Source organism: Pseudomonas sp. 20-5, assembly GCF_056782835.1.
The window spans coordinates 2191022-2203193 of sequence record NZ_CM165584.1; the positions used below are offsets into that span (position 1 = coordinate 2191022).

Annotated in this window: 8 protein-coding genes and 2 riboswitches; of the genes, 5 read left to right on the top strand and 3 right to left on the bottom strand. The window is 69.0% G+C overall.

Going from position 1 to position 12172, the window contains the following annotated elements:
* Window positions 1–12: 12 nt before the first annotated feature.
* On the bottom strand, window positions 13–195 hold the full coding sequence (locus AC1RB9_RS10280) for a CbtB domain-containing protein (protein WP_003091059.1): 183 nt from the start codon (window positions 193–195) through the stop codon (window positions 13–15).
* 102 nt (window positions 196–297) lie between these two features.
* Window positions 298–447: riboswitch (cobalamin riboswitch) on the bottom strand.
* A 58-nt stretch (window positions 448–505) separates the two neighbouring features.
* Window positions 506–696: riboswitch (cobalamin riboswitch) on the top strand.
* A gap of 121 nt (window positions 697–817) precedes the next feature.
* On the opposite strand from AC1RB9_RS10280, the gene cobW reads away from it, so the two are divergent.
* Together cobW and cobN are read left to right on the top strand one after the other, a co-directional pair.
* Entirely contained in the window at window positions 818–1870 is a 1053-nt protein-coding gene (gene cobW, locus AC1RB9_RS10285) for a cobalamin biosynthesis protein CobW (protein ID WP_003102922.1), read from the top strand.
* Between the two features lie 75 nt (window positions 1871–1945).
* Complete coding sequence (cobN, locus tag AC1RB9_RS10290) at window positions 1946–5692, top strand: cobaltochelatase subunit CobN (RefSeq protein ID WP_003113999.1); 3747 nt, start codon at window positions 1946–1948, stop codon at window positions 5690–5692.
* Between the two features lie 28 nt (window positions 5693–5720).
* Here the strand turns inward: cobN and AC1RB9_RS10295 are convergent, their stop codons facing one another.
* On the bottom strand, window positions 5721–6815 hold the full coding sequence (locus AC1RB9_RS10295; RefSeq protein ID WP_003101468.1) for a 3-deoxy-7-phosphoheptulonate synthase: 1095 nt from the start codon (window positions 6813–6815) through the stop codon (window positions 5721–5723).
* A gap of 570 nt (window positions 6816–7385) precedes the next feature.
* Here AC1RB9_RS10295 and AC1RB9_RS10300 point away from each other — a divergent pair.
* The 3 genes from AC1RB9_RS10300 (at window position 7386) to AC1RB9_RS10310 (ending at window position 10328) form a co-directional block, all read left to right on the top strand.
* Window positions 7386–8402 carry a magnesium chelatase ATPase subunit I gene (locus AC1RB9_RS10300; protein ID WP_003452465.1) on the top strand — a complete coding sequence of 339 codons (1017 nt, stop codon included), beginning with the start codon at window positions 7386–7388 and terminating at the stop codon, window positions 8400–8402.
* 20 nt (window positions 8403–8422) lie between these two features.
* On the top strand, window positions 8423–9067 hold the full coding sequence (locus tag AC1RB9_RS10305; protein ID WP_003452462.1) for a vWA domain-containing protein: 645 nt from the start codon (window positions 8423–8425) through the stop codon (window positions 9065–9067).
* Window positions 9068–9188: 121 nt separating this feature from the next.
* A complete protein-coding gene (locus tag AC1RB9_RS10310; protein ID WP_003114002.1) occupies window positions 9189–10328 on the top strand; it encodes a thiolase family protein in 1140 nt (379 codons plus the stop codon).
* Between the two features lie 86 nt (window positions 10329–10414).
* Here AC1RB9_RS10310 and paaP read toward each other — a convergent pair whose 3' ends face one another.
* Window positions 10415–12025, bottom strand: a complete 1611-nt coding sequence (paaP, locus tag AC1RB9_RS10315; protein WP_003101464.1) for an aminopeptidase PaaP — start codon at window positions 12023–12025, stop codon at window positions 10415–10417.
* Window positions 12026–12172 lie beyond the last annotated feature (147 nt).

Genomic DNA, 12172 nt, shown 5'->3' on the forward strand with positions numbered 1-12172 from the left:
TTCCCTCGCGACTCAGTGGCAGGGGAAGCCGGAGCTGTGCCGGGTATCGTGGGCGGCGTTGTGTACCGCGTCGATGTGCGAGAAACCGGCGAAATAGACCAGCAGCGCGCCGAGCAGGCCGGCGCCGATGGCCAGGCTCAGTCGCTTCGACAGGGAGGTGGTGGAGCTGGCGTGCGCCAGGGTGCTGCTGGACATGGTGCGTTCCCTCTGGATTGGCATGGGCGTGGCAGAGGAGTACGCACGAGGAACAGGCCCGGACGGCCCGCTTCACGCTTGCGCCCGCCCACCGCGGGTGAATCAAACGAAAGGTTCCAGGCCGGTCTCCGGGCTCGCGCGCGATGCGCTTACCGTTGCGGGGGCAGCGCCGGACTGGCTCGGAGAGCGTCACCGGCTTCCCGTTTCACCTCGTGCGCGCCGGCACGAGACACCTGGGACAACCCGCCTAGGACAGCATGAAGGACCGCCGGGCGTCAACCGGCCCGATTGACCCTGGCCCGCGCACTGCGTAGCCTTGCCGGTTCGAGGTTCCTCGCCGGCGACGGCGGGGCTAAGAGGGAACGCGGTCGATGCCGCGGCTGCCCCCGCAACTGTGAACGGCGATCGTTCCCCAATGCCACTGCGTGACGCGGGAAGGCGGGGAACCGGCGGAGACGCCAGACCGTGAGCCAGGAGACCTGCCTCGTCGATCCCGTGGCGCGATGCCCGGGGACAAGACTTCCATACAACCGGGCGGGGTGATCCGGTGGCGAATCCGTTGCGCGGCCCCTGCGTCCGCGCCACTCGTCCGCATGCCCGCCGAGCTGAACAAGGGCTGCCCATGAAAACCCTGGCGAAACTCCCCGTCACCATCGTCACCGGCTTCCTCGGCGCCGGCAAGACCACCTTGCTCCGGCACATGCTGGACAACGCCGAAGGCCGGCGCATCGCGGTGATCGTCAACGAGTTCGGCGAACTCGGCATCGACGGCGAGATCCTCAAGCAATGTTCCATCGGCTGCAGCGAAGAAGAGGCGCAGGGCCGCGTTTTCGAGCTGGCCAACGGTTGCCTGTGCTGCACCGTGCAGGAAGAGTTCTTCCCGGTGATGCGCGAGCTGGTGGCGCGCCGCGGCGACCTTGACCAGATCCTCATCGAGACCAGCGGCCTGGCCCTGCCCAAGCCGCTGGTGCAGGCTTTCCAGTGGCCGGAAATCCGCAACGCCTGCACGGTCGACGCGGTGATCACCGTGGTCGACAGCCCGGCGGTGGCGGCCGGCACCTTCGCCGCCCATCCCGAGCAGGTGGACCAGCAACGCCGCCAGGACCCCAACCTCGACCATGAATCGCCGCTGCACGAACTGTTCGAGGACCAGTTGGCCAGTGCCGACCTGGTGATCCTGAACAAGGCCGACCAGCTCGACGCCGAGGCCCTGGCGCGGGTCCGCGCGGAGATCGCCGGGGAGCTGCCGGCGGCGGTGAAGATCGTCGAGGCGAGCCGGGGCGAGCTGCCGCTGCCGGTCTTGCTGGGACTCAACGCCGAGGCCGAGCTGCACATCGACGGCCGGCCGACCCACCACGACCACGAAGGCCACGAGGACCACGACCACGACGAGTTCGACTCCTTCCACGTCGATCTCCCCGAGGTGGAGGAAGCTGCGCTGCTCGAGGCCCTCGGTGAGCTGGTGGAGCGTCACGACATACTTCGCATCAAGGGTTTCGCCGCCATTCCGGGCAAGCCCATGCGCCTGTTGGTACAGGGCGTCGGCAAGCGCTTCGACAGGCATTTCGACCGCAAGTGGCTGGCCGACGAAGTCCGCAGCACCCGGCTGGTGGTGATCGGCCAGGAGCTGGACCAGGCCGCCATTGCCAACCAGCTGCGCACAGCGCTTGCCTGATCCGTGATCCCCGGCCGGGGCCGGCGATGGCGATTCGCCGGCCCCAGCTTCTTGCGTCCTACCGGTAGAACGTCCATGCACCTGTTGCGCACCCAACCCGGCGGCTTCGTTCCCGACGACGGCATCGCCCACCTGGCCCAGACTCCCGCCGAGCTGGTGATCCTCTGCAGCGGCGATTCGCACCTCGCATTGCTGGCCGAGGCCGCCCGTGCGCTGCCGGACGACTACCCGAGCCTGCGCCTGGCCAACCCCATGCAATTGCAGAACCACGCCTCGGTGGACCTCTACGTCGAGGAAGTGCTGCGGCACGCGCGGGTGATCCTGCTTTCGCTGCACGGCGGCATCGGCTACTGGCGCTACGGCGTGGAGCAACTGGTGGCGCTGGCCGAGCGCGGCGCGCTGCTGATCCCGGTGCCCGGCGACGACCGCCCCGACCCGGAGCTGAGCGCCCTCGGCAACCTGCCGGCGGAGCAGGCCGAGCGCTTCTGGCAATACTTGCGCCAGGGCGGCCTGGAGAACGCCGGGCAGTTCTACCGCTGCCTGGCCAGCCAGTGCCTCGGCCGCGACTACGCCTGGCGCGAACCGCAGGCGCTGCCGCGGGTGGCGCTGTTCCATCCACGGCATGCCGAGGCGACCCTGGAACACTGGCGTGCCGACTGGCAGGCCGGGCGTCCGGTGGTCGCGTTGCTGTTCTATCGCACCCACCTGCAGGCAGCCAACACCGCCTTCATCGCACGCTTCTGCGAACGCCTCGCGGCGCAGGGGCTCAACCCGTTGCCGATCGCGCTGGCCAGCCTCAAGGAAAGCGCCTGCCTGGCGCAGGTGGAAGACTGGCTGGAGCGCAGCGACGCCGCGCTGATCGTCAATACCACCGGTTTCGCCCAGTCCAATCCGGAGGCGCCCGAGTTGCGTCCGTTCCGTCGCGACGTGCCGGTATTGCAGGCGATCTGCTCGCTGGACAACCGCCCGCTCTGGCTGGACAACCCGCAAGGCCTGGGGCCGCGCGACCTGGCCATGCACGTGGCGCTGCCGGAGCTGGACGGGCGCATCGTCACCCGGCCGATCAGTTTCAAGGGCCTGGCCTGGCGCAGCGAACGCAGCGAGAGCGACGTGGTCTGCTATCTCGCCGACGACGAGCGCATGGATTTCGTCGCCGAACTGGCGCGGCGCTGGGCCGAGCTGGCGCGCAAGCCAAACGCGGAAAAACGGGTGGCGCTGGTGCTGGCCAACTACCCGACCCGCGATGGCCGGATCGGCAATGGCGTCGGCCTGGACACCCCGGCGGCGGCGCTGAACATCCTTCGTGCCCTGCGCCAGCAGGGCTATCCGGTCGACGGACTGCCCGCCAGCGGAACCGAGCTGATCCGCCAGTTGCTCGGCGGCGTCAGCAACGACCTGGAGCATCTCGACCTACGGCCCTGCGCCCAGAGCCTGGCGCTGGACGACTACCTGGCCTGCTTCGCACGCCTGCCGGAGCGCAATCGCCAGGCGGTGCTGGCGCGCTGGGGCGAGCCGCAACAGGACCCGATGTTCCGCGACGGACGGATGATGGTCGCCGGCCTGCGCTATGGCCTGACCTTCGTCGGCATCCAGCCGGCGCGCGGCTATCAGCTCGATCCGGCGGCGGTCTACCACGATCCCGACCTGGTGCCGCCGCACGGCTACCTGGCGTTCTACTTCTGGCTGCGCCACGCCTACCGCGCCGATGCCCTGCTGCACGTCGGCAAGCACGGTAACCTGGAATGGCTGCCGGGCAAGGGAGTCGGCCTGTCCGCCGAATGCTGGCCGGACGCGTTGCTCGGTCCGCTGCCGAACATCTATCCGTTCATCGTCAACGATCCGGGGGAGGGCGCCCAGGCCAAGCGCCGCACCCAGGCGGTGATCATCGACCACCTGATGCCGCCGCTGACCCGCGCCGAGAGCTACGGCCCGCTGCGCGACCTGGAGCGCCTGGCCGACGAGTTCTACGATGCCTCGCTGCTCGACCCGCGCCGCGCCGAACAGTTGCGCGGCGAGATTCTCGTCCTCCTGCGCGACAACCGTCTCGACCGCGAGATCGGCTTGCAGCTCAGCGACGATCCGGACAGCTGGCTGCCGCAGCTGGACGCCTATCTCTGCGACCTGAAGGAGTCGCAGATCCGCGACGGCCTGCATGTGTTCGGCGAGTCGCCGAGCGGGCGATTGCGCCTGGATACCCTGCTGGCGCTGCTGCGGGTTCCGCGCGGCGATGGCAAGGGCGCCAACGCCGGGTTGCTGAAGAGCCTGGCGGACGACCTTGGCCTGGGCTTCGATCCGCTGGCCTGCGACATGGGCGAGGCCTGGCAGGGCGCGCGGCCTGCCTGCCTGGAAGAGCGGGGCGGGGAGCCCTGGCGTACTCTCGGGGATACCCGCGAACGCCTGGAATTGCTGGCGTTGCACTGGATAGAACGCTGCCTGGGCGGCGAATCGCCGCCTGCCACCTGGCGTGCCAGCGGCGAGGTGTTGCGCGGCTTGTGCGAACAGGTGGCACCGACCCTGGACGCCTGTGGCGGGGCCGAGATCGACGGGCTGCTGGCAGCCCTCGAAGGGCGCTTCGTACCGGCCGGTCCGAGCGGCGCGCCGAGTCGCGGGCGACTCGACGTGCTGCCCACCGGACGCAACTTCTTCTCGGTGGACGTGCGCAACCTGCCGACCCCGACCGCCTGGCGCATCGGCTTCCAGTCGGCCAACCTGCTGCTCGAGCGTCACCTGCAGGAACATGGCGATCACCTGCGCCAGCTCGGCCTCTCGGTGTGGGGCACGGCGACCATGCGCACCGGCGGCGACGACATCGCCCAGGCCCTGGCCCTGCTCGGCGTGCGACCGGTCTGGCAGGCCGGCAGCCAGCGCGTCGCCGATTTCGAGATCCTCCCGGTCTCCCTGCTGGACCGCCCGCGGGTCGACGTGACGCTGCGGGTCTCCGGGTTCTTCCGCGACGCCTTCGCCAACCTGATCCGCCTGTTCGATGCGGCGGTGCAGGCGGTCGCCGAGCTGGACGAGGCGGAGGAGCTGAACCCGCTGGCCGCTCGCGTACGCCTGGAGCGCCAGCGCCTCGAGGCGCAGGGCACGGCGCCGGCGGAGGCGCGCCGGCAGGCCGGCTGGCGGATCTTCGGCGCCAAGCCGGGTGCCTACGGCGCCGGCGTGCAGGGCGCAATCGAAGAGCGGCTGTGGGAGACCCGCGCCGACCTTGCCGAGGTCTACCTGAACTGGGGCGGCTACGCCTACGGTGCCGCCGACGACGGCACGCCGGCGCGGGAACGCTTCGCCCAGCGCCTGGAACGCCTGCAGGCGGTGCTGCACAACCAGGACAACCGCGAGCACGACCTGCTCGATTCCAACGACTACTACCAGTTCCAGGGCGGCATGCTGGCGGCGGTGGAAACCCTGCGCGGCGCGCCGGTGGCCAGTTACCACGGCGACCACAGCCAGCCGGACAACCCGCGCATCCGCACGCTCAAGGAAGAACTCAACCGGGTGGTGCGGGCGCGGGCGGTGAATCCGAAGTGGATCGCCGGGATGAAGCGCCACGGCTACAAGGGCGCCTTCGAACTGGCGGCGACGGTGGACTACCTGTGCGCCTTCGATGCCACCAGCGAGCTGATCGACGACCACCAGTACGCGCTGCTGGCCGACGCCTACCTGCTCGACGCGGAGACCCGCGAGTTCGTCCGCCAGCACAATCCGCAAGCCTTGCGCGACATGGCCGAGCGCCTGGTGGAGGCGCAGCGGCGCGGGCTCTGGCAGGAGCCGGGGGCCTATCGCGAGGCCCTGGAGAACCTGCTGCTGGACGTCGAAGAGGAATAGCGGAGCGGCATGGCCGCTCCCACCGCTTTCAGCGCCGCTCGGCGAGCCGCCGGGCGGCGTCGCGGAGAATCCGCTCGGTGCCTTCCCAGCCGAGGCAGCCGTCGGTGATCGAGACGCCGTAGCGCAGTTCGCCGCCAAGCGCCTGGCAACCGTCGAACAGGTGGCTTTCCAGCATTACCCCGACCAGGTCGCTGGCGCCGGCCAGGCGCTGGTCCAGCACGCTGGCGAGGACGCCGGGCTGGTTCAGCGGGTTCTTGCCGCTGTTGGCGTGACTGCAATCGACCATCATCCGCGTGGCGATGCCCTGGCTTTCCAGGGCCTGGCGCACGGCCTGCACCTGCTCGGGGCCGTAGTTCGAACCGTGGCGGCCGCCGCGCAGCACCACATGGGTGTCCGGATTGCCGCGGGTCTCGATCAGCGCCGGGTGACCGTGCGGGTCGAGGCCGAAATGGCGGTGGCCGTGGGCCGCCGAACGGATCGCGTCGCAGGCGATGCCGACGCCGCCGTCGGTGCCGTTCTTGAAGCCCACCGGCAGGCCGAGGCCGCTGACCAGCTCGCGGTGGATCTGCGATTCGCTGGTGCGCGCGCCGATCGCCGCCCAGCTCAGCAGGTCGTCGAAGTAGCCGGCGGCCAGCGGTTGCAGGAGTTCGGTGGCCAGCGGCAGGCCGAGGCGCAGCATGTCCAGCATCAGTTGCCGGGACAGCGCCAGGCCGGCGGCCATGTCGTCGCTGCCATCCAGGTGCGGGTCGTAGGCGAGGCCCTTCCAGCCCACCGTTGTGCGTGGCTTTTCCACGTAGGCGCGCATCACCAGGAGCAACTGGCCGTCGAGTTCGTCGCTCAGCGCCGCGAGGCGTTCGGCGTATTCGAGGGCGGAGCGGGGATCGTGGATCGAACAGGGACCGACTACCACCAACAGGCGCGGGTCGTCGCCGTCGAGGATGGCGCGGATGGCGTCGCGGCTGGCGGCGACCTGGCTGGCCAGCTCCAGCGGCAACGGCTGGCGGGCCTTGAGTTCGAGCGGGCTGGGCAGGCGTTCCAGGGCGGTACGGGCGGTGGCGCTGGGCAGGGCGACGGCCTGGACGTTCGGCGAAAGGGCGGTCAGTGCGGATACGGATGAGTTCATGGTCTGGCTTCCTGGGCTGGCGGCGGGCGTCCCGCGCGCGTCGTGCCCTATCGAGGTGTTCGGCAATGTCGTGGGTTGGCGAGCGGCTGGCGGCCGTCGCTAAATCGCCAGGTGTTGAGCGGGTAGCCAGTGCGGTAGCGGTATGCGGTCATGATCGATGTCCTGTGCGTTGGTCTGTGGTTGTGGCCTTGTGGGCCGGAAAAACGGGCCGGAAAAACAAAACCCCCGGTCGGGGAGCCGACCGGGGGTTTGCGTGTGCAGGGTAGGCGTCCCGTATACCGTGGGCGCCGTTGGGGTATCAGGCGCCGGAGTGGCTAAACCAATACCCGAAGAAATACGCGGCACGGGGTGCCTGCGGCGCACGCGCGCGCAACGACAAGCCAGGGCGCGAGGCACTGGAATGCAGGTGCGGATGGCGGGTGTGCGGCATGGGTTTCTCCCGTGAACGAGTCCCGAGCTTACTGCAAGCGAGGCGGCCGGTTCAACGACTGTTTCACGGTTCGATACCGGCGCCGCCGGCCTGATAGACTTGGCGGTCCGTATTTCCGTCCGTCCGCCGCAGGAATCCCCATGAGCGCTACCGTGCATTACCCCCTGTCCGCCGTGGTCGCCGCCGACGAACTGAAGCTGGCGCTGTGCCTGACCGCGGTCGATCCGGCGATCGGCGGGGTACTGATCGAGGGGCCGCGCGGAATGGCCAAGTCGACCCTGGCGCGGGGCGTCGCCGAACTGCTGCCGGCGGGCGAGTTCGTTACCCTGCCGCTGGGCGCCAGCGAGGAGCGCATCGTCGGCAGCCTCGACCTGGACGCCGCCCTCGGCGAAGGTCGCGCGCGGTTTTCCCCGGGCGTGCTGGCCAAGGCCGACGGCGGCGTGCTCTACGTCGACGAAGTGAACCTGCTGCCGGACCACCTGGTGGACTTGTTGCTCGACGTCGCCGCCAGCGGCGTCAACCTGGTCGAGCGCGATGGCATTTCCCACCGGCATCCGGCGCGTTTCGTGCTGATCGGCACGATGAACCCGGAAGAGGGCGAACTGCGCCCGCAACTGCTCGACCGTTTCGGCCTCAACGTGCGTCTCGACACCCAGCCGCCGCCGGCCGAGCGGGCAGAGATCATCCGTCGCCGGCTGGCCTTCGATGCCGACCCGCAGGCCTTCGCCGAACGCTGGGAAGGCCAGCAGGACACCCTGCGCCGCCGTTGCGCCGAGGCGCGCCGGCGGCTGGCGCGGATTCCCCTGGACGATGCGGCGCTGGACAGCATCGCTCGACTCTGCTTCGAGGCGGCTGTCGATGGCCTGCGCGCCGACCTGGTCTGGCTGCGCGCGGCGCGCGCCCATGCGGCCTGGCGCGGCGGCGAGCGGATCGAGGCGGAGGACATCGATGCGGTGGAACATTTCGCCCTGCTGCATCGCCGTCGCCAGTCGAGCCCGCCACCATCGGCGGCCAATCCACCGCCACCGCCCGCGGCGGCCCCTGCCGCGCTCCCGGAGCGCACCGGCGACGGCGAAGGGCAGTGGGGCGAATTGCCGGCTCGGCCGGTGGCCATGGGGACCGCCCGCGAGCTGCCGCGCTGGCCAAAAAAGCCCTGAGCATCCGCCCGCGCTCGGTCATGGGTGCGGATGCCAGGAGCAGACCCGGAGCCCTGCGCGGCGGTCTTGGCGGCGCCCTGAGCCAGGGTGCGGAGGGCGCCATCCAATGGTTGCCGACCCTGCTGCGCGGACGTCCCCGACAGCGCCGCGACCTGCTTCGCCAGCCGCGCAGCCGGCGCCCGGGCGAACTCTGGCTGGTGATCGTCGATGCCTCCGCCAGCACCCGCCGGTACGGCGCCCTGGCCCAGGCCAAGGGGGTGTTGGCGACGCTGTTCGAGGAGGCTTATCGGCAGCGCATCCGCCTGGCCGTGCTGCATGCCACAGGGCAGCAGGTGCAATGGCTCTGGCAGGGGCAGAAGGCCTCGCGGGAGTTGCAGGGCTGGCTGCGCCAGCTGGGCGCCGGCGGCGGTACGCCGCTGCTCGACGCCCTGCACCAGGCCGCTGGCTGGCTGGCGCGCCGACAGCGGCAGAAACCCGCCGAGCATCAGCGTCTGCTGGTGCTTACCGACGGCCGTCTGCGCGACTGGCCGGCGCTGCCGGAGGCTGCCTGCCCGAGCCTGCTGGTCGACCTCGAAAGCGGCCCGTTGCGCCTGGGCAAGGCCGAGCGCCTGGCCCGGGAACTGGGGGCCGAGTATCGGCATATCAGTGAATTGAACGAAGTCTGAGGGCGTTTCGGCGAGTCCTGCGGCTTTTTCGGTCAAATTGTATTTCGACTGTAATTCAATAAATATTATGCGCGTAATATCTTCCTGCGATCCAGCCAATCCATCTCACGGAGATATCCTCATGTCGCCGATTTCAGTCGTTATCGCCGGTTACGCCCGTTCGCCGTTCCACTTCGCCAGGAAAGGCGCGCTGGTCGATATCCGCCCGGATGACCTGGCCGCCGCGGTGCTCAAGGGGCTGGTGGAGAAACTCGATCTCGACCCTGCGCTGCTGGAGGACGTGGTCATGGGCTGCGCCTATCCGGAGGCGGAACAGGGCATGAACATCGCGCGCATCGCCAGTTTCCGTGCCGGCTTCCCGCAGAGCCTCGGCGGTGCGACCCTCAACCGTTTCTGCGGTTCGTCCATGAGCGCCGTCCACTACGCCGCCGGGCAAGTCCTGCTGGGCGCCGGAGAAGCCTTCATCGCCGCCGGGGTAGAGTCGATGACGCGGGTGCCGATGGGCGGCTTCAACCTGTCGCCCAATCCCGCGTTGCTGCAGGACTATCCGGCGGTATACATGAGCATGGGGCAGACCGCCGAGAATGTCGCCGAGCGCTACGCCGTCAGCCGCGTCGAGCAGGAAGAGATGGCCGTACGCTCCCACGCCAAGGCAGTCGCCGCGCGCGAGGCCGGCTTGCTGCGCGAGGAGATCGTCGCCATCGACACCCCCGCCGGCCGGGTCGCCGAGGATGGCTGCATCCGCCCGGGTACCAACCTGGAGAGCCTGGCCCAGTTGAAGCCGGCGTTCGGCGGCAGCGTCACCGCCGCCACCTCGTCGCCGCTCACCGATGGCAGCGCCGCGCTGCTGGTCTGTAGCGAGGACTTCGCGCGCCGCCACGGGCTGGTGATCCTGGCGCGGATCAAGGCGGTGGCGGTGGCCGGTTGTGCGCCGGAGATCATGGGCATGGGGCCGGTGCAGGCGACGCGCAAGGTTCTGCAACGGGCCGGGCTGGGCATCGCCGACATCGACCTGGTGGAGATCAACGAGGCCTTCGCCAGCCAATCCATCGCCTGCATCCGCGAACTGGGGCTGGACATGGACAGGATCAACCTGGATGGCGGCGCCCTGGCCATCGGTCATCCGCTGGGCGCCACCGGCGCGCGGATCACCGGCAAGGCCGCTGCGTTGCTGCGGCGCACCGGCGGGCGCTATGCCATCGCCACCCAGTGCATCGCCGGCGGCCAGGGCGTGGCGACCCTGCTGGAAGCGGTGGAGTGATCGCGCGCCGATGAAAAAAGGCCCGGTGGATGAGCCGGGCCTGGATGGGGAACCTGCGCCGGCGGCCCGGCGCAGGGTAGTCGCGGTTACTTGATGAAGTCGTGACCCCAGCGTTCGATCTGGCTGGCGCTCTTCTGCATCTGCAGCGACCGCGATTGTGCTTTCTGGCCGGCGGCGGCGATCTCGTCGTCGACCACCTTGGTCGACAGCGACAGCCAACTGGTCACGAAGGCCATGGCGTCGCTGTGGATCTCCAGGGCGTCCTGGTTGATGTTGGCGATGCCGTCGCACTTGCTGTGGTAGCACTCGTCGTAGGCCTTGCCGGCGGTGCCGCCGTACTTCTGCGCCTGCTCTTCGGTCTTCAGGCCCTCGGCGCCGGTGAACAGGCCGCCGAAGGCGATGCCGCTGTTGAAGAACTCGGCGTAGTCGGAGCGGAAGTCGATCTCGGTGCCTTCCGATTGCTGGCCGCGCAGGCGGAAGTAGGCTTCGAACAGGCGCTCGATGGCGGCCGAGCCGGGCGGACCCTGGAGGCCGAAGTCGGAACCGTCGCCGTCATAGATGAAGTTGCCGAAGTTCGGCGAGCCGATCATGTCGAAGTTCAGGTAGGCCTTGATCTTCTTCTTCTCTTCCGGGGCGAGGTTCTGCACGTAGTGGGTCGAGCCCACCAGGCCGGCTTCCTCGGCGCCCCACCAGGCGAAGCGCACCTTGTTGACCGGCAGCGCCTTGGCCAGCAGCACGGCCATCTCCAGTTGGGCGGCGCTGCCCGAACCGTTGTCGTTGATACCGGGGCCTTCGAACACCGAGTCGAGGTGCGCGCCGACCATCACCACGTTGTTCGGGTTGCCGCGACGGGTCTCGGCGACCACGTTGTAAGTCTCGGTCTTCTTGCGTACCACGTCGACCACCAGGTGCAACTGCAGGTCCGGGGTCTGCGACCAGGCCACGCCGTTGTCGTAGGTGGCGAAGATCACCGGGATGCCGCCCTCGTAGGACTCGCCCACGGTGACGTTCTCCAGGCCCTTGCGGTCGTCGGTGTTGCCCTGGTTGAAGATGATCACCCCGGCGGCGCCGGCGGCCGCGGCGTTCTCGGCCTTCTGCTCGAAGTTGCAGGTGCCGCGCTGGATCAGCGCGATCGAGCCGGCCGGGAAGTTGGCGAAGTCTTCCGCCTCGCAACCGCTGGTGGAGGTGTTGCCGGCGCCGAGGGACAGGTCCACCGGGACCACCTTGGCGGTGACGTCGCCTGCCTCGGTCTGCGACAGGTAGGTGAAATCCTTCTCCCATTCGTAGGTGACCGGCTGCGGCACGGTGGCGCTCAGGCTACCCGGGCCTTTCGGGTAGTAGGCGGTGAACGGGAAGGGCTGCACGCTGACCTTGTAGCCGGCTTTCTGCAGGGTCTGCTTCACGTAGTCGACGGAGGCCTGGTAGCCCGGCGTGGCGGCGGCGCGGTTGCCGTCGTTGAGACTGGCGATGTCCTCCAGCTTCTGCAGGCGCTTGACCACGTTGCTGGCTTGCAGGCAGCGCGGCAGGCCAAGCGGGGTGCTGACCAGCAACGGCGATTTGCAGATCGACGGGTTGGGTTTGCCGGGCGTCCAGAACTCGGTGAACTGTTGCGCTTCCGAAGGTGCCGCCAGGGATGCGGCGGAAACCGAAAGGGCGAGGGCGCCGAGTGCGTATCTGAGATTGTTCTTGTTGCTCATGAGACTCCGTTCCTTGTGAGGCGATGATCGATAAGCCGTTGATGGCATGGCGCTATTGCCCGAAATGCCGCCTCGGGCACGGCCTGACTGCCAGACTAGGAGCGCTTTCCGGGCTGTCCTGGCGTAATTCCTGAAATGTGAATTTCA